The sequence below is a fragment of the Chondromyces apiculatus DSM 436 genome (assembly GCF_000601485.1).
Taxonomy (GTDB): domain Bacteria; phylum Myxococcota_A; class Polyangia; order Polyangiales; family Polyangiaceae; genus Chondromyces; species Chondromyces apiculatus.
In genome coordinates, this window is sequence record NZ_ASRX01000025.1 from 68,075 (window position 1) to 93,091 (window position 25,017).

24 protein-coding genes are annotated in these 25,017 nt (G+C 71.1%); 11 read left to right on the forward strand and 13 right to left on the reverse strand.

The window, feature by feature from the left end; all coding sequences use genetic code 11:
* Nucleotides 1-17 precede the first annotated feature (17 nt).
* The 4 genes from CAP_RS17760 to CAP_RS50540 form a co-directional block, all read right to left on the reverse strand.
* Nucleotides 18-1,712, reverse strand: coding sequence for a DUF58 domain-containing protein (locus CAP_RS17760; RefSeq protein ID WP_081864990.1), 1,695 nt, complete (start codon nucleotides 1,710-1,712; stop codon nucleotides 18-20).
* A gap of 7 nt (nucleotides 1,713-1,719) precedes the next feature.
* Nucleotides 1,720-2,697: an AAA family ATPase gene (locus CAP_RS17765; protein WP_044242507.1), complete on the reverse strand. Its 978-nt coding sequence runs from the start codon at nucleotides 2,695-2,697 to the stop codon at nucleotides 1,720-1,722.
* Nucleotides 2,694-4,031: a DUF4350 domain-containing protein gene (locus CAP_RS17770; RefSeq protein ID WP_197041230.1), complete on the reverse strand. Its 1,338-nt coding sequence runs from the start codon at nucleotides 4,029-4,031 to the stop codon at nucleotides 2,694-2,696. The genes CAP_RS17765 and CAP_RS17770 overlap by 4 nt, the downstream gene beginning before the upstream one ends.
* A gap of 182 nt (nucleotides 4,032-4,213) precedes the next feature.
* Nucleotides 4,214-4,681: a hypothetical protein gene (locus tag CAP_RS50540; RefSeq protein ID WP_156040900.1), complete on the reverse strand. Its 468-nt coding sequence runs from the start codon at nucleotides 4,679-4,681 to the stop codon at nucleotides 4,214-4,216.
* A 218-nt stretch (nucleotides 4,682-4,899) separates the two neighbouring features.
* Between CAP_RS50540 and rpsP the strand changes: the two genes are divergently transcribed.
* From rpsP to CAP_RS17820, 9 genes are read left to right on the forward strand one after another with little or no spacing between them, the layout of a single operon-like run.
* Nucleotides 4,900-5,160 (forward strand): 30S ribosomal protein S16, encoded by a 261-nt coding sequence (gene rpsP / locus CAP_RS17780; RefSeq protein WP_044242510.1) that lies wholly within the window; start codon nucleotides 4,900-4,902, stop codon nucleotides 5,158-5,160.
* A gap of 2 nt (nucleotides 5,161-5,162) precedes the next feature.
* A complete protein-coding gene (locus CAP_RS17785) occupies nucleotides 5,163-5,414 on the forward strand; it encodes a KH domain-containing protein (RefSeq protein ID WP_044242511.1) in 252 nt (83 codons plus the stop codon).
* Entirely contained in the window at nucleotides 5,411-6,070 is a 660-nt protein-coding gene (rimM, locus tag CAP_RS48190; protein ID WP_052375447.1) for a ribosome maturation factor RimM, read from the forward strand. Before CAP_RS17785 ends, rimM begins: the two co-directional genes overlap by 4 nt.
* A 34-nt stretch (nucleotides 6,071-6,104) precedes the next feature.
* On the forward strand, nucleotides 6,105-6,806 hold the full coding sequence (gene trmD / locus CAP_RS17795; protein ID WP_044242513.1) for a tRNA (guanosine(37)-N1)-methyltransferase TrmD: 702 nt from the start codon (nucleotides 6,105-6,107) through the stop codon (nucleotides 6,804-6,806).
* Nucleotides 6,803-7,399 carry an RNA methyltransferase gene (locus tag CAP_RS17800; RefSeq protein ID WP_044242515.1) on the forward strand — a complete coding sequence of 199 codons (597 nt, stop codon included), beginning with the start codon at nucleotides 6,803-6,805 and terminating at the stop codon, nucleotides 7,397-7,399. Before trmD ends, CAP_RS17800 begins: the two co-directional genes overlap by 4 nt.
* Before the next feature lie 25 nt (nucleotides 7,400-7,424).
* Complete coding sequence (gene queG / locus CAP_RS17805; protein ID WP_044242517.1) at nucleotides 7,425-8,510, forward strand: tRNA epoxyqueuosine(34) reductase QueG; 1,086 nt, start codon at nucleotides 7,425-7,427, stop codon at nucleotides 8,508-8,510.
* Nucleotides 8,507-9,433, forward strand: a complete 927-nt coding sequence (locus CAP_RS17810) for a lysophospholipid acyltransferase family protein (RefSeq protein WP_044242519.1) — start codon at nucleotides 8,507-8,509, stop codon at nucleotides 9,431-9,433. Before queG ends, CAP_RS17810 begins: the two co-directional genes overlap by 4 nt.
* A 51-nt stretch (nucleotides 9,434-9,484) precedes the next feature.
* Nucleotides 9,485-10,207: a DUF72 domain-containing protein gene (locus CAP_RS17815; RefSeq protein WP_044242521.1), complete on the forward strand. Its 723-nt coding sequence runs from the start codon at nucleotides 9,485-9,487 to the stop codon at nucleotides 10,205-10,207.
* Nucleotides 10,204-11,265 carry a hypothetical protein gene (locus CAP_RS17820; protein ID WP_052375448.1) on the forward strand — a complete coding sequence of 354 codons (1,062 nt, stop codon included), beginning with the start codon at nucleotides 10,204-10,206 and terminating at the stop codon, nucleotides 11,263-11,265. Before CAP_RS17815 ends, CAP_RS17820 begins: the two co-directional genes overlap by 4 nt.
* Before the next feature lie 417 nt (nucleotides 11,266-11,682).
* On the opposite strand, the gene rpmB is transcribed toward CAP_RS17820, so the two are convergent.
* The 3 genes from rpmB to CAP_RS17840 form a co-directional block, all read right to left on the reverse strand.
* Complete coding sequence (gene rpmB, locus CAP_RS17825; protein WP_044242619.1) at nucleotides 11,683-11,907, reverse strand: 50S ribosomal protein L28; 225 nt, start codon at nucleotides 11,905-11,907, stop codon at nucleotides 11,683-11,685.
* A gap of 86 nt (nucleotides 11,908-11,993) precedes the next feature.
* Nucleotides 11,994-13,463 carry a hypothetical protein gene (locus CAP_RS44870; protein WP_156040901.1) on the reverse strand — a complete coding sequence of 490 codons (1,470 nt, stop codon included), beginning with the start codon at nucleotides 13,461-13,463 and terminating at the stop codon, nucleotides 11,994-11,996.
* Nucleotides 13,464-13,477: 14 nt separating this feature from the next.
* Nucleotides 13,478-14,326, reverse strand: coding sequence for an N-formylglutamate amidohydrolase (locus tag CAP_RS17840; protein ID WP_231511543.1), 849 nt, complete (start codon nucleotides 14,324-14,326; stop codon nucleotides 13,478-13,480).
* 154 nt (nucleotides 14,327-14,480) lie between these two features.
* Here CAP_RS17840 and CAP_RS17845 point away from each other — a divergent pair, with 154 nt between their 5' ends.
* On the forward strand, nucleotides 14,481-15,371 hold the full coding sequence (locus CAP_RS17845) for a site-specific tyrosine recombinase (RefSeq protein WP_044242525.1): 891 nt from the start codon (nucleotides 14,481-14,483) through the stop codon (nucleotides 15,369-15,371).
* A gap of 190 nt (nucleotides 15,372-15,561) precedes the next feature.
* On the opposite strand, the gene CAP_RS17850 is transcribed toward CAP_RS17845, so the two are convergent.
* From CAP_RS17850 to CAP_RS17875, 6 genes are all read right to left on the reverse strand, one after another.
* Nucleotides 15,562-17,283, reverse strand: a complete 1,722-nt coding sequence (locus tag CAP_RS17850; RefSeq protein WP_044242526.1) for a serine/threonine protein kinase — start codon at nucleotides 17,281-17,283, stop codon at nucleotides 15,562-15,564.
* Nucleotides 17,284-17,287: 4 nt separating this feature from the next.
* Nucleotides 17,288-17,923, reverse strand: coding sequence for a hypothetical protein (locus CAP_RS17855; RefSeq protein WP_156040902.1), 636 nt, complete (start codon nucleotides 17,921-17,923; stop codon nucleotides 17,288-17,290).
* A gap of 250 nt (nucleotides 17,924-18,173) precedes the next feature.
* Nucleotides 18,174-19,175: a DUF4340 domain-containing protein gene (locus tag CAP_RS17860; protein WP_044242528.1), complete on the reverse strand. Its 1,002-nt coding sequence runs from the start codon at nucleotides 19,173-19,175 to the stop codon at nucleotides 18,174-18,176.
* The gene (locus CAP_RS17865) at nucleotides 19,172-21,112 is read right to left on the reverse strand and encodes a Gldg family protein (RefSeq protein ID WP_231511544.1); all 1,941 of its coding nucleotides are present in this window, start codon (nucleotides 21,110-21,112) and stop codon (nucleotides 19,172-19,174) included. Before CAP_RS17865 ends, CAP_RS17860 begins: the two co-directional genes overlap by 4 nt.
* Nucleotides 21,109-21,834 (reverse strand): ABC transporter permease, encoded by a 726-nt coding sequence (locus CAP_RS17870; protein WP_044242530.1) that lies wholly within the window; start codon nucleotides 21,832-21,834, stop codon nucleotides 21,109-21,111. The genes CAP_RS17865 and CAP_RS17870 overlap by 4 nt, the downstream gene beginning before the upstream one ends.
* Nucleotides 21,831-22,979 (reverse strand): ABC transporter ATP-binding protein, encoded by a 1,149-nt coding sequence (locus CAP_RS17875; RefSeq protein ID WP_081864992.1) that lies wholly within the window; start codon nucleotides 22,977-22,979, stop codon nucleotides 21,831-21,833. The genes CAP_RS17870 and CAP_RS17875 overlap by 4 nt, the downstream gene beginning before the upstream one ends.
* Before the next feature lie 810 nt (nucleotides 22,980-23,789).
* On the opposite strand from CAP_RS17875, the gene CAP_RS17885 reads away from it, so the two are divergent.
* On the forward strand, nucleotides 23,790-24,992 hold the full coding sequence (locus CAP_RS17885; protein WP_044242535.1) for an MFS transporter: 1,203 nt from the start codon (nucleotides 23,790-23,792) through the stop codon (nucleotides 24,990-24,992).
* The last annotated feature ends 25 nt before the right edge of the window (nucleotides 24,993-25,017 follow it).

A 25,017-nucleotide genomic window follows, 5' to 3' on the forward strand; every position in this document is an offset into this window, starting at 1 on the left:
GACATCGAGGAATTCCTTCAACCCGTCACGCCGTCGTCGGACGTCGGTGACGCGGGCGCCGTCGGTTCGGGCGCGCTGAGATGGTCCACGGGAGTACGGTGCGCCATCGGCCGGATGCGGATGACGCGAACGCCAAGGCGCCGCAGGGCTGCCTCCCGCCGCGTCTGCGCGACGCGTGCACGCAGGAGCACCGCCTCGGCAGCGACAGGCGCGGCCTCCTGGAAGGCGTCGCGCGCGGGTTCGGCGACCACGCCGTCGTCGGGGTCGTGCGGGGGGCGTTGCGCTGGCTTCCAGGGCGGCGTCAGGGCCGGCTCCACGTCGGGGGTCGCCCAGAAGACCTTCGCCGAGCGTCGCGCCAGCCGCTGCAGCACCGGGGGAAGCGGACCGCCCGTCACCTCTGGCGGAGGCGTGGCCAGGACGTGGACGATGCTGGCCCTCGGCTTGGCGCGCGCGACGGCAGTGAGCGCATCCGCGACCGTGGCGGCCACGTCACGCCTGTCTGGCTCGTAACGAGGCGGCGACTCGATCCCATAACTCGCCAGGTAACGACGCAGCGAACGGTCGCGCGGAGAGCGTCCGACAGGCGCCACGGCCGGAAAGGGCGCCCGTGCCCGCATCGCGTCAGCGCGCGCCGCGAGACGGTCGAGATCACCCCGACGCACGTCCGCCAGCCCCTGCGCATCGAGAGGTCGGAGATGCTCCAACACGCGCACGGCAGCATCCGCCTCGTCGAGGTCGCTCCGGTCCGCGTCATAGGTGCTACATCCGACCAGCATCGCATGCGCGAGCTTCTGTCCATGGGTCGGCCCGTGGTCGGGCTGGATCAACGTGCGGACCCCGGAGGCGAAGATGACGAGCCCGACCCGGTCTCCGCGCGCGAGGTGCCGCGTGATGATGGTCGCCGCTTCGTCGATGGTGATGTCGAGGGGGGCGCGGCCCACGGGCCCTGCCCAGAGCTCCACGGCCGCGTCGAGCACCACCCACACCACGTCGCGCTCCTCGCGTTCGAGCTCGCGCACGAGCAGCACACCGCGGCGCGAGCTGGCTTTCCAGGCGATCTTGCGGAAGGGATCGCCGTGCTGGTGCTCGCGCAGCTCGCGCAGCTCGTCCCCCTCACCGCGGGACCTCCCCGGGCGGCCCACCGGCGCGACGAGGTGGCTGCGTCCGCCGCGGGGCTGCATCAGGTACGCCATGAAGGGGCGCGGCAACACCTCCACGCCGTAGGGGTTCGCGAAGGTGAGCGGCACCTCGAAGAGCCCGGGGGCGCCGTGCACCTCCAGGGCAAGCCCGTGCAGGCCGTGGTGCCCCACGCGCGGGGTGCGCACCTTGACCTTGACCTTGAGTCGTCCCGAAGCCAGGACCTCTCCTCGATCCGGCTCGATGCTGACGTCGAGCTGCGACGACGCCACGGCGCGCAGGCGCACGAACCTCGCGGCGAGCGTGTCGCGGTTCCGGACCTCGGCCTCGATCTCCACGACGCCGCCGCGCTGCGCCCTGATGAGCCGGCGCTGACCTGTCCAGAGCATCTCGAATCCGGCCGCACGGATGCGCGCCACGGACACCAGCGTCACCGCGCGTGCCAGCGCGAGCGCGACGAGGATCGCGCCGCCCCACCCCGAGATCGCCGGCTCGCGCGCCACAAGCCCGACCGTGACGACTGCGGCGCCGACGATGGCCAGGTGGGCTGCAGTGCGCGTCGGGTAGAGCTGCATGTCGCCTTCAGGCGGGGCGGGCTGCGCGCCGGTAGCCGACGCGCTGGACCGCCTCCTCGACGATGGCGTCCCGCGCGCGCGTATCGCCCTCGGCTTCCGGGATCAGCACGAGGCGGTGGGCCAGCACGGCGCCGCTCATCCCGCGGACGTCGTCCGGTGTCACGAACGGTCGCCCTCCAACCACGGCCGCCGCCTTCGCGGCCTGGACCAGGGCGAGCGTCGCCCGCGGCGACGCCCCGAGCAGGACGCGCGGGTGCGACCGCGTGAAGGCCGTGAGCGCCACCGCGTACTCGTAGATGTCGTCCTCGACATGGACCCGCCGCGCGATCCCCTGGAGAGACATCAGCTCCTCCACGTTGAGCACCGCGCGCCCCTTCGGGGGATCCACATTGTGCGCGCGGAGCATGGCCACCTCGTCCTTGTGGAGCGGGTAGCCGAGGCTGACGCGGATGAGGAAGCGGTCGATCTGCGCCTCCGGCAGCGGGTAGGTACCCTCCAGATCGATCGGGTTCTGGGTGGCGAGCACCATGAACGGCGCAGGGAGCTCGAAGCGATCGCCCTCAATCGTCACCTGCCGCTCCTGCATGGCTTCCAGCAGCGCCGACTGCGTCTTGGCAGGTGCCCGGTTGATCTCGTCGGCCAGGACCACGTTCGCGAAGATCGGCCCGGGCCGGAGCGTGAACGTCCCTTCCTTGGGGGACAGCACGTAGGTGCCGGTGATGTCGGCGGGGAGCAGGTCCGGCGTGAACTGGATCCGCCGCACCGACGCCCCGAGGCTCGCCGCGAATGTCTTGACCAGCGTGGTCTTGGCGACGCCGGGCACCCCTTCGAGCAGCACGTGACCCTGGGCGAGCAGGGCCGTGAGGAGCAGATCCAGGGTGCGCGTGGTTCCGATGTAGACGCGGAGCACCTCGCGCCGGAGCGCGTCGAGCCGCTCCTTGGCGGCAGCGATCTCGTCGACGGCGACGGCCTGAGACTGGGTCACTGAACCCCCTGGCTGGCGACGGGCGTGGACCGCGGCACCCTCGTGCCGTCTGCGTGGCACGCGAGGAGCACCTCGCGCACCACCTTCGCGGCATGCGACAGCGCTGGTCGGGAGACAGGCGCGGGCTTGCCGGCTACCACGGACGCTTCGACTCGATGCATGGTGGACAGTACTTCCTTGAAGTCCGAGAAAGTCCGCTCGTCAAGGTTTCCCTCGCGCGCGACGAGCTGGGTGAGCGTATCGGTGTTCGGATCAGACTCGAGGCCGAAGCGCAGCGCCATCGCCTCGACCAGCGCGCTCTTGAGCTCGAGGAGCATCAGGCTGCGCGGCGACGTGGGGGCCGCGAGCACCGCGAACCGCCCCGCGACCCCTCCCTGGGACACGAGCGGGATGGGCCGGGCATAGCGGGGCACGGGGCTGCGGTAGGGGCGCGCCGCCGCCCGCAGCACCCAGGTCACCACGATCAGCGCGGCCATGGCCGCCAGCGCCAGGAGCATCGCGCCCGGAAACCCGTTCTGCCGAGCCTCCTCCAGCATGCGAGCCAGGTTGGCGAGCTGGGTGTCGAGGTCCTTGCGCAGCGTCGTCTCGCCGCCGAAGGAGCCCTCCTGGTCGAACCGATTGGCGACGATGAAGAGGCGCCCCCGCCGCTCCTGCGCGCCATCCTCGTCGACCAGGTACCGGACGAGCCCCACCCCGAAGGCGCGGTTGCCTGGATAGCGGAGCATCATGTTGATGAGGGCAGAGGGATCGCTCATGGCGAAGAGGCGCCCCTTCTCCACCTGCCCGGCCACCGCAATGACCACGTCGGGCTCGCCGATGGCGCGGATGCGCAGCACCGGTGACAGGTTGGGGTGACGCAGGCCGGTCGGGTGATTGGTGACCAGCCGCTGAACGTTGCTCACCACCGGATGTGGTCCCACCGCCTGACCGGCGACCGCGTCGGCGACGGGTTCCGCCAGCGCCAGCGCGGCGCGACCGCGCAGGGAGGCCGCAGGGTGGTCGGGCGTCGTGGTGCGCTCGATCTTGAAGCGCCGCAGCGTCTCGTCCCCGCGACCGAAATCATCGACGATCGCCAGGCGCCCACCGGCCTTCATGAACGCCGTGCTCTCCTCCGGGTCCACGGGCTGCACGGGGTGCAACACGAGCACACCGTCTTCGGGCTGCACCTGACTCCAGTCGAGCACCCCGACGGCGTTCACGCGTGCGGAGCCAAGCTCCGCGCGTGCGATCTCGAGGAACTCCGAGCACCCCTCCCACGTGGCATCGTTCACATCGAAAGCCCCTGCCAGCACCCTGACAGGGACGGCGAGGACCAGGAGGAGCGCGACCAGCACGACCCCCGCACGTCGACGTCGCCGATCATCCCCGCAGCGACGAAGTGGCGCCAAAGAAGCCTCGAACGAGCGTTTTGCTGCAGCCTCGCCTTGCCACAGGTCGCTCGTATGACTGCCGTGCCGCGTCATGTGCGGTGCGAACATACCACTCTCGGCCAGAGCGATAACCTTGACCCGCCCCCCTACATTGCTAGATTCGCCTTTAAGAGCGGGGTGCTTTCTCCGATGCCTCGTTCCTCTGACAGCAGAGAGAGAACATCCCCACAGGTGGAGGGGTGCCGATGCTTCCTCCGTTTATCATCGAGCAGATCAGGCAACGCGAAGAAGAGAAGAACAGAGCGATACGGGAAGACAACGAGCGGCCGCGCCTGGAACTGCCGCTCGAACGCTACCCTGCTCCACGTCGTCCCCGCGAGGACGAGGACGATCCCAACCGAGGCGTCATCATTCTCGACCTCGGGTGACTCCAACCGGCAGGGCAGGGTAAGCCCCCGGCACCCGATCCTACCCACGCCTCTATCCCTGACCCAGGACGGCCCCTCTCCATCCGGCTCCCGTCCCGTCAGTCCGGCCCTCTCTCCATCCTCCGCCTCCTCATCTCCGATCCTTTCCTCCTCATACCAAGGGCTCGCCGCCTGAACGGCAGTCACGGAATCCTGGAACACAGGGTTGACTGAGCAGGCTGCTCCGCCTACGTTGCGCGCCCCGCCCCTGGCGTGAAGTCGCGTTCAGGTGTGCTCCCAGCGTCACGACGCTCCGTCGCGACGCTGAGGAGCTGGGACGGCGCAATCACCGCCGCGCCTCGCTGGTGCGCCAGGTCAAGCGCTTCATGTTCACGCTCTCGTTCACGAGAATCTGAGGTTATCCGATGGCTGTTCATATCCGTCTCGCCCGCGCGGGCACCAACAAGATGCCCTTCTACCGCATCGTCGTTGCCGACCAGCGAAGCCCGCGGAACGGTCGGTTCATCGAGCGGCTGGGCACCTACGATCCGCGCCGGCCCGAGATCCGCCTCGACCTCACCCGGGTCAATCACTGGATCTCCAAGGGAGCGCAGCCGACGCACACCGTGTCGTTGCTGCTCAAGCGCGGCATCACCCAGGGTGTGCCGGCGGCTGCCGAGAAGTAATCATGCCTTCCTCTGTGTCCCCCCTGGTGGACCTCGTGGCGCTCGTCGCTCGCCAGCTCGTCGACCACCCGGAGCAAGTCGTCGTGCGCGAGGCCGCGGGCGACCGGTATCCGCGGATCGAGCTCAGCGTGGCCCGCGAGGACATCGGTAAGGTCATCGGCAAAGATGGCAGGACCGCCCAGTCCATACGCACGCTGCTGAGCGCTGCTGCCAGCAAGGCCGGCCGACGCGCCCACCTCGACATCCTCGATTGAGAGACTCCACCTCCCCCCCGGAGCGGCGGTACATCCCCCTCGCGGAGATCGCCAGGCCGCATGGCGTGCACGGCGAACTCCGCCTGCGCGTCTTCAACGACGAGTCGGGGCTGCTGCTTCGGCGTCCGCCCGTGCGGCTACGCATGCCGGATGGCTCCGAGCGCGACGCCAAGCTCGAAGCCACGAGGCCTGGCACCAAGGCCCTCCTCGTCCGGCTTGCCGGCGTGGACGACCGTGACGCCGCCGAGGCGCTCCGCGGAGCCATGGTCTGCGTCTCTCGTGATCTCTTCCCCCCCGCCGAGGATGGCGAGTTCTACGCCTGTGACATCGAGGGGGCCGAGGTCTTCAACGGAGAAGGCGCGCTGGTCGGTCAGGTGACGGGTCTCGTGTCCTACCCGAGCTGCGATGCCCTGGTGGTCGCCTTGGACGACGCTTTCGCGAAAGAAGCCGCTCCTGCCAAGGAAGCCGCTCCTGCAAAAGAAAAGGCTCCTGCGAAGCAAGCGGCTGCGAAGCAAGCGGCTCCTGCGAAGGAAAAGGCTCCCGCAAAGGCTGCCAAGGCCCGCGCCGTGGAGATTCCGCTCGTCGACGCCTACGTGGCCTCCGTGGACGTCGCGCGGAAGACCGTCACCCTCGTCACCCTCGAAGGCCTGCTCTAGAGCGCCCCCCGCCTCTGGTCAGCGCCGCGTTCTCATGCGCATCGACATCATCACGCTGTTCCCGGAGCTGTTCGAGCGCTTCCTTGCCGTCGGCATGGTGGGGCGGGCGTTCACCTCCGGAGCGGCCCACGCCCGCTTGCGGAGCCCCCGGGAGTTCGGCCTCGGGCGGCACCGGAGCGTCGACGACACGCCCTACGGCGGTGGCTCGGGGATGGTGATGCGCGTGGACTGCATCGTGAGCTGCCTCGAAGCGATGGACGAGGAACAACCCCGTGCGCACCGGGTGCTCCTCACCCCGCAGGGACGCCCCTTCTCGCAGGAAGTGGCGGTGTCGCTCGTCACCCGTCCCGCCATCGCCCTCGTCTGCGGCCGCTACGAGGGCTTCGACGAGCGGGTGCGCAGCTTCATGGACGAGGAGATCTCGCTCGGAGACTTCGTGATGAGCGGCGGCGAGGTGGCGGCGATGGCGGTCATCGATGCGTGCGTGCGCCTCCTGCCGGGAGTGCTGGGGAACGCGGCGTCGATGGAGCACGAGTCTCACAGCGCGACGCTCGGTGGGCTCCTCGAGTACCCCCAGTACACCCGCCCCGTCGATTTCAGAGGCCTGCGCGTCCCTGAGGTCCTCCAGCAGGGCAACCATGCGGCCATCGCCAGGTGGCGGCACCAGCAAGCGGAGCTGCGCACCTCCGAGCGCCGCCCCGATCTGTGGGAAAAAACCAAGAGGGAGAGGGCGTGACGAGGATCGCGCTGGCGCTTGTTCATTACCCGGTGCTGGATCGCGCAGGTGCGCACGTGACGACGGCGATCACCAACCTCGACCTCCACGACATGGCCCGCAGCGCGCGGACCTACGGCGTGGAACGGTTGTTCGTGGTGCACCCCGTCGAGGCGCAGCGGCTCCTGGCGACCCGCATCCAGGAGCACTGGATCGAGGGCTCGGGCGGCCGCCGCATCCCGGACAGAGCCGTGGCCTTGCAGGTCCTCCAGGTGGTGCCGACGCTGGAGGACGCCTACGCCGCCTTCGCGGGGCCCGCAGAGGGGCAGACGCCGCAGACGCCGCAGACACCCCGGGAGCGCATCGCGCTGTGGACGACCGCGGCCTCCACCCGCTCAGGCGCGCTGACCACCTTCGCCGACGCGCGCCCCCGGCTCGAGCACGCAGGCCGTCCTGTCCTCATCGCGTTCGGCACCGGCTGGGGCCTCCCCGCCGAGCTTCTCGCCAGCGCGGACGTTCGGCTCGAACCCATCCGGGCGCGGGCCGACACGGGCTACAATCACCTGAGCGTGCGCGCGGCCTGCGCGATCACGCTCGACCGCCTCTTCGGCTGACGAAACCACGGGGCGAGCGATCGGCATGCAACCGGAGCTCGATCGACAGGTACGCGAGCAAGCCCTCGCGCTCGGCTTCGACGTCGTGGGCGTCGCGCGCGCCGACGAGCCCCTCGACGCGGACCACGATCGTTACCGCGCCTTCATCGACCAGGGGATGCACGGCGAGATGGACTACCTGGCGCGCTATGTCGAGGAGCGGCGGCGCCTGGACACCAGCGCCATCCTCGAAGGCGCCCGCTCCGTCATCTGCGTCGGTCGACGCTACGCCCGCCCTTCCACCGACGAGGGCGCGGATCCTCCCGTCGCTCGCTCCATCGCGCGCTACGCGCGGGGCCGCGACTACCACAACCACCTCAAGAAGCAGCTCCGCAAGCTCGCCCAGTTCATCGAAGCGCTCGCGGAGGGCGTGCGCGCGCGGGCGCTCTGCGACATCGAACCGGTGCTCGAGCGCGCCTGGGCTGCCCGCTCCGGCATCGGCTTCGTCGGCAAGAACGGCCTGGTGATCACGCCCGGTCAGGGGAGCTACCAGATGCTGGGCGAGGTGGTCACCACCCTCGACCTCGTCGCCGACGTTCCCCTCCGCGAGCGCTGCGGCTCCTGCACCCGCTGCCTCGACGCCTGTCCCACCCAGGCCTTCGACGCCCCCTTCGTGCTCGATCCGCGCCGCTGCATCGCCTACCTCACCATCGAGCACCGCTCCACCCCTCCGGCAGCCTTGCAGGAGCGCGTCGGCGAGCATGTCTTCGGCTGTGACGTGTGCCAGGAAGTCTGCCCCTTCAACCGGACCGCCCCCCCGGCGCCTGCGCGCACCACCCCCTTTCACCCCCTCTCGCGCTGGGAAGGCCGCACCCTCGACGATCTCGTCACGCTCGACCAGGCAGCCTTCGACACCCTGACCGAGGGCTCTCCCGTGCGCCGCGCCCGCCGCGCAGGCCTGGCCCGCAACGCCGCCATCGTCGCGGCGAACCGCCTCGCCCGTGGTGCCCATGGAGAGGAGGCCGAAGCCGCAGCGCGCGCCCTCGACGCAGCTCTCCAGCACGACGACGCCTCGGTGCGCGAGGTGGCAGCCCGCGGAGCGGAGCGCCTCGGAAAGGCTCGAGCGACATGAACGCGCCCTCCTCACGCACCCTGTCCACCTTGCTGCGCGCTCTGTTCCAGGACCTGTCACAGGACCTGCGCCACCACGACTCCGTCATCTGGCGACGCGCCATGCAAGCCGGCATCGAGCATGGCCCCGACGCCCTCGTCCGGTACAGCCCGGCCCTCTTCGGCGCCGCCTTCGCCGCTGCCTTGCCGCGCCAGCGCGCCGCCGTGCGCCGCAACCTCAGGCTCGCCCTCGGCCCTCTCGGCGTGCTGCAGGAGAACCGCCTCGTCGTCGAGGTGTTCGCCAACTTCGCCGCCGCACTCACCGACGCCTTCGTCGCAGGCAGCCGCCGCAACGATCGCCTCACCGGCGCCTGCATCCACGAAGAGCACTACCTGGCAGCCACCTCCCGCGGCGCCGGGGTGATCTTCGCGACAGCCCACACCGGCGGATGGCACGCCGCAGGACCCCTCCTCCAGTCCGTGTACGAGGCTGACGTCCTGCTGGTCATGCAACAGGAGCGGGACGAACGGGCCCAGGCCATCCAGGACAGCGCCCGCGATCGAATCGGCGTGCGCGTCATCCGCCCGGAGCAGGATCCCCTCGCCGCCTTGCACCTCGCCTCGCACCTCCGTCGGCGCGGCGTCGTCGCCGTGCAGATCGATCGTCTGCCCGCTGGTATGCGCGGCCGCGACGTCACCCTCTTCGGCGCACCTTGGCGCGTCCCCGAGGGCCCGCTCCAGCTCGCCGCCGTCACTGGCGCGCCCATCCTGCCCGTCTTCACGCGCCGGGTGGGCTACATGAAGTACGAGCTCCTCATCGCCCCGCCCATCGAGGTCCGCAGGCGCCCCACCGAGGCCGATCTCGCGGGGGCGGCGCGGCAGATCGCCGCGGAAATGGAGCAATTCGTCCGAGCCCACCCGACGCAGTGGTTTCATTTCACCTGAGGTGATGCGGGCCGCTGCATCGGAGCCCAAGCTGGGCTAAGAGTCGCGCCGATGGCGCGTGTGCTCGTCGGGCTCCCTGAATTCCAGGGAAAGATCGAGAAATACAAAGACCGGTTCGACATGGTCGAGATCCGGCCTGTGGACACCAGCGTGCCGCGTCCTCCGACGCTGCGCCGCTGGAGGAAAGCGGTCCCTCCCACCTTCGTTTTCAGCGTGATCCTGCCACGCGTGGTCGGCGCGCTCGCCGCGGGGGCCGAGCTGGACACCGCGCTCGCCAGCGCCCTCGGCGTCGCCGCGACGCTGGAGGCGCGCTGCATCGTCTTGCAGACCCCTCCCGACGTCCGCCCCACGGCCGCGAACCGCAAGAAGATCGCCGACCTCTTCGCGCGGATCCCCCCCGAAGGCGTCGTCCGCGCCTGGGAGCCCTCAGGCATCTGGGAGGCCGAAGACGTGATCGCCACGGCCCGCGCCGCCGGCGTGCTGCCCATCTTCGACGCGGCCCGCGACGACCTGCCGTCAGGCCCCATCGTCTACACGCGCCTGCGCGCCCTCGGGAAGTCCTCCTCCCTCAGCGAGGCCAGCCTGCAGCGCGTCGCCGATGCCTTGCGCGGCCGTCGCGAGGCCTTCGTGATCGTCGAGGGACGCGGCGGCACCCGCACGCGCCAGGCGCTCCTCACCGCCACCGCCCGCTCTCGCGCCGAGCTTGGCGACGCGGGCACCGTGCGTCCGGTGATCATGCCGATGACGCTCAAGGCCGAGGACGAAGAACAGTGATCCGCGGCATCGCCGCCACGGCCAGTGACGGCACGGCCGCAGACGCCGCCCAGGCTGCCCTCGCCGGTGGGGGGAGCGCGGCCGACGCGCTGATCGCCGGCTTCCTCGCAGCCGCCGGGGCACGCCCGGGCGTCCTCCTGGCGCCCGCCGTGGCGCTCATCGGCGGCACCGGCGTCGGCGCGCGCGTGTTCGATGGCCGCGCCGCGCAGCCTGGCCTCGGCGCCCCCCGCCCGCGCGGCTTCGTCGACGCCGCGAGCGTACCGGACGCCGCCCGCATCGCCGTCCCGCGAACCCTCGGCCTGATCAGCCTCCTCCACGGCTACCTGGGCCGCTCACGCCTCGGGGAGCTCGCGCGTCCTGGCGTCCTTGCCGCCACCCACCTCGGCGCGACCGCCCGTGCGGAGCTGATCCGCAGCGTCGGCGCCTCTGGCGGTGCCGCCCTTCATCAGCGTGACGTGATGCGCGCCCTCACGGACGTGGGCGGCGCGCTCGCGGGCGGCACCCTGACCGAGGACGACCTCCGCGAGACCATCCCTGCCGCGGGCGACGCCATCGTGCAGGAGAGCCCCGGCGCCTCCGGCGAGGCCTCCGACACGATCTCTCTCTTGCGCTCACCGTGGCCTGTGGGCGCCGAGGCGCGGCCTGCCGAGACCATCGTCGCCTGCGACAACCGGGGCATGCTCGCCGCCATGGCCTACGCCCCCGCCCACATCGGCATCCTCGTCCCCGCGCTCGAGCTGGAACTCGGCCGGGACGCCGTGCCCGTGCGACGCGGGATCACCCGTGTCTCCCCGGGGACCTTGCTCCCCACCGCTGCGCCCATCGCCATCCTCCTGCGGGGCCGCATCGCGGCCGCTCTGGGCCTCGAAGGCATCCTCGCCATCGGTCCCGAGACCCTCGCCGGCCTCACCGAGCCTCTCTCACCCGAAGGCGGCTGGGAGGCCTCCCTGGAGGCGAAGCTCGCGGACGTGCGCACCCGCACGGGCGCCAAGCGCATCCTCGTCGCCACCCGTGACGGCCACGGCGGAGCCCGCACCGTCACCCAGGGCAACGCCTGAGTACTGCGTACCCTGGATCAGGGACCTTCGGTACTGCGTACGGCAATTCAGGGACCTTCGGTCCCTACGCTCCCGTTGGTCGCTACCCCCGATGCTTCGCTCGAACGCCGAGCCGAGGACCCGGGATGAACTTGGGAAACGGAGTACGAACTGGCCAGGAGCCGCATCTCCTCCGCTCCTCGCGGGGCTTCACCCCTCCGCCGCGTCAGCAAGGGTGAGACGCTCATGGCGCGCCCAGCGAAGCGTGCCGTGTTCCCTCGTGCACGCGGCCGGGGATCGCACGCGCTTCCGGACGCGACGGACGCCAGGCCCGAAGCGGCAGAGCGCTGCGTAGATCTCAGGTGGATCGCAGGGTGGTGGGGCCCCGACGAGCTTTGCTCGGTGGGGCGGCAGGGGCGCGTGCCCCCGCCGTGTGAATCAAAGCGTAACGCCGTGCCGCTGCGCGTACGCGAACAGACCGATCTTGTCGATCGTCCGGATGTCGCGCGTGGTCACGCGCAGCGTGACGAAGCGGTTGAGCTCCGGCACCCAGAGCCGACGCGTCTGGATGTTCACGTTCTGCCAGCGCTTGGTCTTGATGTTGGAGTGAGAGACGTTCTGCGCCAGCAGCTTGCGCTTCCCGGTGATATCGCTTTTCGCCATGGAGTCCTCTTCGTTGTGGCGCGCCATTCGTCGCCCAGGCTCGGGAGCGGCGGAAAGTGAAGGAAGCCGCCCCCCTTGTCAAGCAATCACGTGAGCCAATCGCTGCCCGACGGGTGCGATTTCCCGGCCGGTTTGGGCGGCGGGTGCAGGTTGATCCGCCGCGCTGCAGGCGCCAGGCGCCAGGCCAGGATCTGGAACAGCCCGATCGACGTCAGCGCCGAGGTCGCCGCGAAGGCCACGGCCGCAGCGAGTACCGGGGCGACCGTGATGGCATCCACCGGATCCAGCGCCGCGAGCCCATCGAAGGCCAGGTCCCCGGCCAGCGCCAGGTTCACGGCCAGCGCCAGGTAGGCCCCCGCGCTCGTGGTCTCTGCCCCCATGAACCCCAGCAGCCCCGCCGTCATGGCGAGCACCACGATCATCGCGCTCGCCTCGCCGAGCCCGATGTCCTGCGTCGTCAGCCGGAGGATCACGAACAGCGTGAACGGCAGCGCCGTCGCGAACGCTGCGCCGAGCAACCACCGCGCGCCCGCATAGGCCCGGTAACGCCCGCGGAAGGCGAGGGCTGCAGGCAGGGCCGCCGCAGCCACGGCGCGCGCAACCCCCCAGCCCTTGCCGCCCGCCTCGATCCCCATCGCCGGCCCCGATCCGACCAGCCCCAGCACGGTGGCCATCACGCCGATGCCCAGCATCGCCGCTGCCCGCTGGCGGTACGTGATCCGCGTCAGCGCCAGGACCAGCGTCAGCCCTCCCAGCATCACCCCGATGAACCCTGACGCCCCCCCTCCTTGCCGGAGCCCGGCAATGAGCAGCGCCCCGAGCGCGATGAAGACCAGCCCGATCGCCGCACACCAGAGCCTCGCCGCGTCCCGCGCGGGCTCCATGGGCGCCAGGTCCTCCATCAGGGCCTCGGAAGCGAGCAACGGCGGCCGGTTCAGCCCTTCGCGGAGCGCGGCGTCCTCCTCGGCGCCCCACCCCCCGCCCTCCGTCATCGTCCCGTCGCCCCCCGAAGCCACCTCTGTCGGCGCCGCGGCCTCCTCTGTCGGCGCCGCGGCCTCCTCTGTCGGCGCCGCGGCCTCCTCTGTCGGCGCCGCCCCAGCGCCCTCCTCGGCGGCCCCAGCGCCCTCCTCGGCAGCCCCAGCGCCCTCCTCGGCAGCCCCAGCGCCCTCCTCGGCGGAAGCCGCGCTCCCCTCGTCGGACGTCCCGCTTTCGTCTGCCGCCCCCGCGCTCTCCTCGACCGCCGCCGCGTCGTCGCCCGCCCCCGCCGCGTCGCTGCCCGCTTCACTCCCCGGCGCAGCCACGTCGCCGCGCGCGACAGCCACCTCATCGCCCGCCCCCGCCGGCGCTCCGGGCCCGTCATCGGTCCTGGCCTCGATGTCCTCGACCCCTGTCTCGACCGGCGTGCTCACCTCGCCATCCGAGCTTTGCCGGGACATCGCATCCATCCCGTCCTGCGATGGCACCTCCTCGCCAGCGTCCGCGACGGGGACCCGGGGAGCAGGGAAGCCGCTCCGGGGCTTCCCTCCAGTGTCGACGTGTCCGCGAGTCGTGGTCATGATCGGGGGCCGCGTCAGAGGGTAGACCCGAGCTGCCGCAGGCGCTCGTGCAGCTCGGGTGAGGTGAGACGGGCGACCAGGGTGCGGCCGAGCTCGCGGACGGCAGGGAATCCTCGGGGGTCCAACCCGAGGGATTGCTCATCCATGTAGAGCCGGCGCGCAATCTCGATCTGCACAGCGTGGACGCCCTGCTCCGGTCTGCCGTAGTGGGCCGTGCTGAACCCACCGCGGTAAGGATCATCGTGCCGCACGGACAGCCCCCGCTGCCGGCAATGCTGATCCACCGCATCGATCACCACCCCCGCCGCCGTCGTCCTCCCCCGCGTCCCCGGGACGATGTCTGCCCGAGGCGTCACCGCATCGCTGTGTCCCCGCCGCGCCACGCTCGGCATCGAGTGCGCGCACAGCAAGATCGCAAACCCGAACTGCGCCCGCTTGCGCGCCAGCATCTCCGCGAGCCGCGCGTGGTACGGCCGGTACACAGCGTCGAGCCGTCGGGTGAACTCGCGCCGCGGCAGCCTCCGCCACAGCACCGGCTCCCCGTCCGTCGTCAACCGCCAGATGAGCCCCCGCGCCCACGGCGTGGTCCCGCCACCCTCCACCGCCTCGCAGTCGACGTCATCCTCGCCCCGGTTCAGGTCGACCACGAACCGGCTCATGCGGGCCACGAGCAAGGACGCGCCTTCCTCCGCGGCATCCGCGAAGATCGCGTCGACGTACAGATCCGCGTCCCGCCCCACGCTCCGCGCCGGCGCCGCAGTCCACGCCAGCGACTCCGGATCGAGGTGGACCCCCGCGTGAGGCACCTCGACCACGACCGGGGTCTCCCGGGGGGGGTCGATGACCTCGAACGCAGGCAACACCACCGCACTCTTACCCATTCCGGGGCCGGCCGGGAGGGGGGACCGCACCCTCACCCGTCGCGCTCCCCCTCACGCCACCCGCCCTGAACCGCCTGGCCACGCCTTCAGGCCGCCTTTCTGGCCCGGCTCTCCACGAGCACGCTACCCTTCGGCGGTGGATCTTTCCGGCTGGGTCGACGTGTACCTGGATCACCTGCGCGTCGAGCGCGCGCTGGCACCCCTGACGCTCGACGCCTACGGCCATGACCTCGCACAGTTCGTGGCGCACGCCGAGACGAACGGTGTGACGCGGGCCGAGCAACTCGACGCAACCGTCGTCGGCACCTACCTGGTCTCGGCCGGGAAGCAGGGCCTCGGCGCCCGCTCTGCCGCGCGTCACCTCTCCGCCGTCCGCGGCCTCGCGCGCTTCCTCCTCCGCGAGCGCGTGATCGAGGTCGACCCCTGCGCCCTCGTGGAGCGCCCCAAGATCGGCCGCCGTCTCCCGCGCGTCCTCGGCGTCGAGGACATCCTCGCCATCCTCGACGCCCCCGACGCGACGTCGTTCCGCGGCGTCCGCGACCGCGCCATGCTCCAGGTGATGTACGCCTCGGGGCTCCGCGTCAGCGAGGTGGTGCGTCTCAAGGTCGGCGACATCGATCGCCGCAAGGGCGTGGTGATGGCACACGGGAAGGGTGACAAGCGCCGGCTCGTCCCTCTCGGCGAGCCCGCCCTCGCCGCCCTCGACGACTACCTCGCGCTGCGCGCCGCCCACCCCCGCGCGGTCTCCACCTCCGCGCTCTTCCTCTCCCCGCGCGGCGGTCCGCTCACCCGTCAGGCAATCTGGAAGCTCCTCACCGGCTACGCCCGGGCCAAGGGCATCACCAAGCCGAGCTCCCCTCACAAGCTCCGCCACTCCTTCGCGACGCACCTGCTCGAAGGCGGCGCCGACATTCGCACCGTCCAGACGCTGCTCGGCCACGCCGACGTGGCCACGACCGAGGTCTACACCCACCTCGCCGACGACCACGTCCGCGCGGCCTACCGGAAGGCGCATCCTCGGGCGTAGCGCTGGCGGCGTCGCGTGCCGTCGATTCCCGCGTCGGCGACTGGGTCGGCGTGGAGGGGGCGTGGCCAGAGGTGCAGCGAGAGAGGTGCAGCGAGAGAGGTGCAGCGAGAGAGGTGCAGCGAGGCGAGTGTGGCGAGGCGCGGCGCTTGTCGATGAGGGGGGAGGGGACCGGAGGACTATCTCCTCCGGTTCACTTGCACTTCTTGAGGAACTTGCCGCAGTTCTTCGAGGGGGCGGCGGTCGTGTTCCCGGTGGGCGTGGAGGGGGTCGTGGCCTTGGCCACGGTGAGCGTGACCTCCTTCTCCAGCGGTTTGCCCGCTTCGACCACGATCGTCTCGACGCGGGGGAAGTAGCCGGTGCGCTTCACGCCGAGCCGGTAGGAGCCCGGCGCGAGCTGCAGATCGCCGCTCTCCACCTTGTTGTTGATGGTGATCTCCTCGCAGTCCTCGGGCTTGCAGGTAACCTTCACCGAGACCGTCTCTGGCGCTGCGGGGGCCGCGTCGTCCGGAGGTGTCCCGGCGTCATCGAGGGCCGGCGTCGGCGGGGGTGTGTCCGGAGGCGGAGTCGGCGCTGCCACCTCCGTCGCCGTGGTCGCAGGCACCGGAGGTTGCTCGGCGCTCGCCGACGTCGAAGCCACCGGCGTCGGCGTGTCGTCGGAACTGCCGATCAGCCACCACGCGCTCGCCGCACCCACCGCGAGGAGCACCGCGGCGACGCCCACCACGATCGGCATCGCCCGACCTGACGCGGTCCGCGGCGGGCCACCCGGCCCGGCGCCCATCCCACCGGGCATCGGCACATGTGTCTGCAGCGCCGACGGAGGCATCTCGGGACCGGCAGCCGTGGCAGGCACGCCAGGCATGCCGGGCGCGCCGCCCATCGCACCACCGCCCATCGCGCCCGCGCCAGCCATCCCTGGCGCCAGGCCTCGCAGCGCGTCGACCGACGGATAGCCACCCATCGCCGCGTCGCCGCCCTGCGGCCTCGGGGGCCCTGGATCCACCGCGTACGCCGAGGACTGGGCGGGGATCGCCAGCGTCATCGCCTGACCGAGCCCGCTCGGGAAACCGCCGAACGACGCCGCGAACTCCGTCATCGACCGGTAGCGCTCGCGCGGATCGATCGCCAGCGCCCGCGCGAAGATCGGATCGAGGCCCGGATCGAGCGGCGCACCGAGCTCCTGCGCGCGCGCCGACGCCGGCGTCCGCGGCGACATCACCTCGCGCTGCCACGCCGCGATGTCCGGCGTCCCCTGGCAGGACCGCCAGTAGGGCCGTCCCACGAGCGCGTAGAACGCCACCAGCGCCGCCGAGAAAATGTCGGTCGCCGCGCTCGGCGGCACCCCGCCCTGCACCTGCTCCGGCGCCATCCACGGCGCCGACGTCATGTAGCCCTCCTGCGTCGGCAGCGCGTTCCGCGCGAGGATGGTCCCGAAGTCGTTCACCTTCAGGTTCCCCGGCCCGCTCGCGTCGACGAACAGGTTCGTCGGCTTGATCCCCAGGTGGAAGATGTCCCGCGTGTGCGCCGCGTCCAGCACCGCCGCGAGCGTGCGTAGCATCGCGCTCACCTCGTCCGGCGACATCGGCCGGCGCATCACGAGCTGCGCGACGGAGGGGTTGTGGACGAACTCCGTCACCGTGAACGGCGCGGCCGTGGTCTGATCGTAGCCCGCCTCCAGGATCGGCGTGCACAGGTCGGCGGGGAGCGCGTTCGTCGCCGCCACGTAGTGCTGGAGCTGCCCCATCAGATCGGGCCGCTGCCCGATCATCGGCGCGTACGCCTTGAGCGCCACCTCCCGCCCATCCGAGGACACGGCCCTGAAGGTCGCCGTCGACCCCCCGTAGCCGAGCAGCGAGCGGATCGTGAACTTGCCCGCGACGGGCGTGCCGGGTGCGAAGTTCGGTGCTGTCACGGTGTCACTTGTCCGAGATCGAGTCGATCGACTCCAGGATGGCCGCGTCGGCGCCCGAGGTGTCGTCCTCCGGCACGAACCCCAGCCCGAGCAGCACCTTCCCGTCCGCGACCTGGCCCGCGAAGATCAGGAGCGGTCCCTTCTTGTCGCCGCGGTTCGCCCCTTCGAGCTGCCACAGGCCGATCTTCATCTCGCCGACCGACTTCTCCTCGAGCGGCTTCTTCCAGGTCACCTTCTTCTTCGGAGGCGTGACGCCGATCTGCTTCGCCAGCGCCTCCAGCGCCTCGTCGCGCTTCGTCGGTTCCGCCTTGGCATCGGTGCCCGTCTCCACCTCGGCAACAGCCACCGCCGCGCCGCTCTCCCCCTGCTGCGCGACCGTCGCCTCGGTGCCTTGCGCGTACGTCCAGCCCTTCACCGGGCGGAACTTCAGCGCGCTCTTCGCGATCTTCGACCGCGTGTCAGCGTCCGCCTCGCACTTCTCGTCGAGCGCCTCGCAGGGCTTCGGCTTGGGGGGCGGAGGGGGCTCCGGCTCCGGCTCCACGGTGTCCTGGGACGGAGCCTCGGCCGGGGGCGTCGAACTGCATGCGGAGCACAGCGCCACGGCGCTGATCGCCAGAAAGGTCCAGGTTCGAAGCTGCATATCGCGGTGCGAGCCTCGCAGAAGCCGGCCCGCCGCCGCAAGTAAAGAGATCCGGGAAGGGGGCCCGAAGGGAGGGCCGCGAGGGAGGGTAGGCCAGCGAGGGAGGGGAGAGGCGGGAGGCGAAGGGGAGGGAAGCCGCGGGAACGAGACGGGGAAGGGGCGTGGAGGTAGGAGGTCCGGGGGCGCCGAGGATGTCTCGGACTGCCCCGCCCTGCGTGGCGCGCTTGCGCCGCCTTCCCTCGTCAGCGCTTCACTTCACCACGGCGCCCAGGTCTTGCTCGACCTGCTCGGCCAGTGTCGCCGGCACCTTGCCGTTCAGGCGGAGCCGCTCCGTCAGGAGCGAGTACTCGGCCTTGCCGCCCGCAGTGCCAGGCACCTTGACCAGCTCCACGAACCCCAGCGCCCCGCCGGCGCCCATGTAGTCCACCCGCACCACCACCTCGCGGCCCTCGGGCGCTGCGGGCAGGTACTCGGTCGGGCGCAGCCGATCGAGCTTCGTCATCCAGTTGCCGGCCGTCTCGTCGGCCTGTCCCTCGCTGCCCGGGTCGGCCCAGAACTTCTTCCCGTCGCCCCCGCTGCTGCGCCGCAGCTCTCGCGACCTGTCGCCGGCCGTCACCTTCGCCGCCGTCACGTCGACGTCGCGCCACTCGTGCAGATCCCGCTCGAGCAGCCGCGAGTCCGCCTGATCCAGGTCCCGGAAGATGTCGCCCTTCACCGCGTACACCTCGCCGCTCCCCGGATCCCGCGCGTACCTGTCGGCGCCCCCGGGCGTCGCCGCGCCGAACGTCAGCCGCCGCTCCGCGCCCTTGATGGTCACCGTCAGCGTCCCCTCGGGCGCGTCCAGCCCGAACTCCGCCGCGCGATCGTCGCCGATCCGCCCGATCCCCCGCAGGGCCTTGAGCGGCGCCAGCATCTCTGCGAGCTTCTCGGCGCCGCCCACGGACACGAACGTCACCTGCTTGCCCTGCGGCTCGTCCTCGGCCGGCTTCTCCCCCTCGGGCGCGGCAGCTTCCCGCTCGCTCGACCCGATGAAGTACCGCCCCACCTTGTCCTTCTTCGCCTCGAGGACGACCTTCTTCTTCTTGCCCTCGTAGGCGATGCGCTCCACGTCGTCGGCGCGCCCCTGCCACACCGTCACGTCGGCCTGCGACTGCGCCGCGGCCTTCTTGTCCCGCGTCCACACCCCGACCGCGAAGGCCGCTGCCACCACGAGCAGCGCGAGGTGCACGAAGAAACCACGTTCGACCTTCATGCCCGCCTCCCGCGCCGACCCCGGCGCGTCACGATGAGCCCGAGACCCATCACCACGGCCGGGCCGAGCGCGATGGTGCCCCAGAACCAGAGCTGATCCTTCTCCTTCGTGTGCTCGATCCGCGCGTCCTCCGCCGTGGTCACGGTCCCGGCGAAGCTCTCCTCGCCGCCGAGCCAGCGGATGGCGTCGAGCGTCAGCACCACGTTGGGATCGTTGCCGAACACCGCGTCGCTCAGCGCGTCCGCGTCGGCCACCACGAACGCCCGCATCTCCTTCTTCTCGTCCCCGCCGATCTCCTTCGAGACCGCCGCGGCCAGGTTGTACGTCGTCCGCTTCTCCCCGCCGGCCTCGTCGATCGTGAAGTTCCCGTTCAGATCGGTGAACGTCTCGCCCATGGACTTCACGGTGAAGTCCACCTTCACGGACTCGTCCCCGCCCTCGCGCTTGTCGAGCGACGACGCCCCGGGGAACAGCGTCGGCGCCCGCGAGGCGTTGCGGCTCAGCGTCGACACCGACGCGTGCGACGAGTACCGCGTGCTCACCAGGTTCCCCCGGTCCGAGTCGTTGTACCGCCGCCGCACGTACACCTTGTCGTTCGCGAGCGGCTCGGGCTTCCAGGTGAGCCCCACCGTCGCCGCCAGCGGATCCAGGTCCACCTTCGCGTCGGGATCGAGCGCGTAGAGCAGCTTCCCGCCCTCGTCCGCGTACCGCTTCAGGGCCGCGACCTCCTCGGGCAGGAGCGCCTGCGACGGCCCCAGCACGATCACCAGGAAGGCATCCTTCGGGATCTCGCTCCCCAGCCCCTGCGCGAGGCCCAGGTCTTTCACCGCGTAGTTCTGGGACTCGAGCATCTTGCGCAGGTTCTTCGCGCTCCGCCCCTCCTTCGCCTGCGCGCCTGCGGCCTCGTTCATCTCCCCGTGGCCCACGGTCAGGTACGCGGTCCGCTGCGACCGCATCACCTTGAGCAGCGCCTTCTGGAAGTCCGCGTCGAGCGACTTCAGCTTCGTCGCTGCGGTCTTGATGTCCGCGCCCACGGTCAAAAGCTCTCGGGCCGGACCGCGCTGCAGCACCACCACCCCGTCCTGGGTGACCTTCGCGTCCTTGGCGAGGCCCGGGTTCATCAGCCGGTCCTGCACCTCCACCTGCAGGTTCGGCGTCCCTGCGGCGAGCTCCCGCAGGTAGCCCTCCACCTCCACGCCCACGTCGTTGAGCTGCGGATAGAACGCCGTCACCTTCACCGGCTCGGTCAGCCCCTGGGCCACCTTGCGCGTCGACTCGCTCGCCCGCGAGGTCCGGAAGTACGAGAAGTCGGCCTTCACATCGAGCTCACCGGCCGCGTACACGAAGAGGGCCGCGTACACTGCCGCGAACGACAGCGTCATCGCCGACACCACCGCGGCCCGCACCCGCCGCCCTTCGAGCTGCGGCGCCCTCCGCATCGGCGCGAGCGCCAGCTCCCCGAAGAACAAGGGCAGCGTCGCGATCACCAAAAGCCCGATCCACCCCACGGTGGTCGCCCCGTGCACCCGCGTCCGCGTCTCGGGCGACATCGTCGCCCACCCGATCAGGTTCCGCCCCGTGTCCGTCGTGCTGAAGTACAGGGCGATCGCCACGAGCCCGAGCAGCGACAGGAACGCGAGGGCGCGCTCGATCGACCTCCGCTCCCCCTGCTCCCGCACCGCGGCCACGAAGCGCAGCGCCGTCACCAGCGCCATCACCGCCACGCCGAGCCCCGACAGCGCGTACCGCGCCGCGTCGAAGGTCGGCACCACCCGCTCTCCGAGGAAGAGCAGGAGCAGCGCCACCAGGTAGGCTGGCACCATCCACGCCCCGGGTTGCACCGGCAGCGGCGCCCCCGCGGGAGTGCTCTTCACCTTCTCGGCAGTCACCTCGGACTTCGCCTCGGTCTTCACCTGCGGCTCCTTCTCGTCCTTCACCGCCACCTCCGCGCCCTGAGCGTGTGTGTCGCGGCCAGCAGGAAGAAGTACGCCACCGCCACGTAGTAGAGGACGTTCTCCAGCCGCAGCACGCCGTTCAGGAAGGGCCGCTGCCGCTGCGGGTACAGGTTCAGCGCGAACAGGAAGTCGTTCACCGGGGGCTCTGTTACCCGCGCCACCCAGAACAGGAGCGCCATCGTCACGATGAGCGCCGCCCCGCTGATCACCGCCACCACCTGGTTCGACGCCAGCGTCGACGCGAAGATCCCGATCGCCAGCGCGGCCCCGCCGGCCAGCAGCACCCCCGCGTATCCCGTGAGGATGTGCCCCACCGACACCTTCCCGTTCACGAAGATCAGGAGCGGCATGTACACCGTGGTCGCCGTCATCAGCACGATGAGCGTGAATGCCGCCAGGAACTTCCCGGCGATGATCTCACCGTCCCGGATCGGCGCCGTGCGCAGCAGCACCAGCGTCCCGTGCTCCCGCTCCCCTGCGAGCAGCCGCATGCTCAGGATCAGCGCGGCCACCATGGTCACCACGCAGGTCCCGTCGAGGAACCTGAGCAGCACCTCTGCGGACAGCTTCGGCCCCGAGCCCAGCCCGTAGGCTTGAAAGTAGATCCCCTCGATCAGCAGCGCGCCGGCGGCCACGATGTAGCCGAGCAGCGATCGAAGGTATGCGGAGAGCTCTCTCCGCGCGACGAGCAGCGCCCCTCTCATGTCGACTCTCCCTCGTCTTCCTCGTCCTTGGCCTTCTTCGCCTCAGCTTCCGTCTTCTTCGCCTCGGCCTCCGACTTGGCCCTCCGCGTCTCGGCCTTCGTCGTCTCCGCCTCCGACGCCTCCCGCTTCTCCTTCTTCCTCTGCGGGGTAGCCCCCCCCGAGGGGGGCGTAGGGGGCAGCGCCCCCTCTTCGGCCCCGGCCCTGCCGGTGCCGGCGGAGAGGCGGAGGAAGACTGTCTCCAGTTCGCGTTCGCTGCGGCGCAGGTCCACGACGCCCAGGCCTCTGGCCACCAGGGTCGACACCAGCGCGGCGCGCACGTCGCGGCTTGCTTCCACCCGGAAGGCGCGTGCCTCGCCGGGCTCGGTGGACGACGTCGGCTCCACCGCGAGCACGCCCTCCACGGAGCGCAGCACCTCGGCGGCCGAGCCTACTGCGACGGACCCGCCGACCACCGTGATCTCGAAGCGCACGCCTTCGAGCAGCTTCGTCGACAGCTCCTCGGGGGTCCCTTGTGCACCGATCGTCCCGTCGCGGATCACCAGGATCCGGTCGGAGGTCTCGCTGATCTCCGAGAGGATGTGGCTCGACAGCAGGATGGTCAGCTCCCCTTTCAGGTTCCTGAGCAGCCGCCGCATCTCCACGATCTGCACCGGATCGAGCCCGCTGATCGGCTCGTCCAGCACCAGGAGCCGCGGCTTGTGCACGATCGCCTGCGCGATCCCCACCCGCTGCTTGAACCCGTGGGAGAGCGAGCTGATCGCGTCGTCGGCCACGCCTCCGAGCTCGGTCATCTCCAGCACCTCGGGCACCCGCTTCTCTGCGGTGGACCCGTCCATCCCCCGCAGCTTTGCGGCGAAGGCCAGGAAGTCCCGGGGTGTCATCTCGTCGTAGAGGGGCGGCCTGTCGGGCAGGTAGCCGATGCGTGACCGCACCTCGTGGGGGTTGTCCACCACGTCCAGACCATCGACGAGCACCGTCCCCGACGAGGGCAACAGATCGCACGCCAGGATCCGGAGGGTGGTCGTCTTGCCGGCGCCGTTGAGCCCCAGGAGACCGACGATCTCGCCGGCCTCGATGGTGAAAGACAGGGGCCCGACGGCCCGGCGGTCGCCGTAGTACTTGTAGAGATCGCGGATCTCGATCACGAGCGCACCGTTCCAGGTTGGGAGGCGCGCCGGGGTCCAGGCCTTGCAGCCGGCCCCGAGGCGCCAGCGGCCCCTTACAACGGCGCGCCGGGAAAATCATTCCCGAGGACGCCCTCGCCTGCCGCAAGGTCCCGAAAGCCGGCCAGAACCGACCTCCCGACGTGACGCCAGGCAGCGGGAGCGAAGAGGAGGCCCAGCGCGAGGTCGCCCCCGAGGGCCAGGTGCAGGTGGCGTACGTCGCGGGCATCGCGGACCCCGAGCCTTGGCATGGCGAACCCCGAGCGTGGGCGTGGTGGATGCCAGCGTGTGGCATGGGGGACGCCAGCGCGATACGTCACCGACGCCAGCGGGATATGTCGCCGATGTCAGCGGGATACGTCACGGACCCCGACGGTTGGCCTCACGGACCTCGACGGTTGGCCTCACGGACCCCGATCCTTGGCATCGCGGACCCCCAACGGTTGGCCTCGCGGACGCCAACCCTTGGCATCGCGGACGCCAACGGCCGGGGTCGCGGACGCCAAGGGTCGGGGTCGCGGACCCCATCGGTTTGGCATCGGGGACGCCAGCGGCTGGCATCGCGGTCGCCAGCGGCTGGGGTTGCGGACCCCAAGGGTATACGTCGCGAACCCCAAGCCTGTTCAGTGGAGAGGCCGTACGTCGACCTCGGGGACGGCGTTCTGCGGTGGACAACCCCCCCGGGGGCCACGGCATCCCACAGCTTGGTGACGGACCTCCGCGTATGTGGCGACGCCGGTTTCGACCCCGGATCTATCCAGCGCGCCCTCTCCCGACCTCTGCAGGTGAGCCTTGTCGCGCGCCGCGCTTGAGACGTCCCCGGGAGCCCGCGCCACGCGCCTCGCGCGGACGGCAGTGCTCGCGATCTTCTGCATGAACGGCGCCGTCGTCGCCCACTGGTATGCGCGCATCCCCGCGGTGAAGGAGCGCCTCCAGGCCAGCGATGGCGCCCTCGGCCTCGTCCTCCTCGCCCCGGCCCTCGGGGCGATGATCTGCATGCCGATCGTCGGCGCCTTGACGGGGCGACTGGGCAGCCGCCGCCTCACCCTGGCCTGCGGCGTCTTCCTCTCGGCGTGCACCTGCGTCCTCGCCACGGCGCCTTCGTTGCCGCTCCTCGCGCTCGCCCTTCTCGCGTGGGGTGGGGGCGGCGGTGGGCTCGACGTCTCCATGAACGGCCAGGGCGTGGCCATCGAGCGCACCTACGGCAGGCCCATCATGTCCTCGTTCCACGCCGCGTTCAGCGGCGGGGGCATGGCGGGCGCGGTGATCGGCGGCCGCCTCGCCGACGCGGGGATCTCGCCGGAGGCCCACCTCCTCGGCGCCGGGCTCTTCTCCATGGCCGTCATCCTCGCCGCGAGCCGGTTTCTCCTGAGGTCTGCGGGCAAGGTGCCGGTCGCGGACGCCGCGGGGCAGGCTCCTCCCGGCAGCGCCTGGCCACCGCGCTGGCTCCTCTCCCTGGGCATCATCGGGCTCTGCTGCTTCATCGGCGAGGGCGCGATGGCCGAGTGGTCCGCGGTGTACCTGCGCCAGAACCTCGGCACCTCCGAGGCTTACGCGACCACCGGCTTCGCCGCCTTCAGCCTGATGATGGCCGTCGGGCGCCTCTGCGGCGACCGCCTCACCCAGCGCTTCGGGCCCCGGGCGCTCGTCGCTTCCGGAGGCTGGCTCGCCGCGTCGAGCCTCGGCATCGGGCTGCTCCTCGGCACCCCGCTCGCGGCGGTCATCGCCTGCGGCTGCGTCGGCGCGGGGCTCTCCACCGTCGCGCCGCTCGCGTTCGGCGCCGCGGGGCGCAACTCCGACAACCCGGGGCGGGCCATCGCCACGGTCACCACCGTCAGCTACTTCGGCTTCTTCCTCGGCCCTCCGCTCATCGGGCTCGTCAGCCAGGCCTTCTCCCTGCGCGTGGGCCTCGGCGTGGTCGTCGTGGGCGCGATGGTCTTCGCGCTCCTCGCCGGCGCGCGCTCGTCGCGGCTCGGGGGACCGCCGCGTGGTTGAGGGCGAAGGCTCCCGGGCTTGAGCG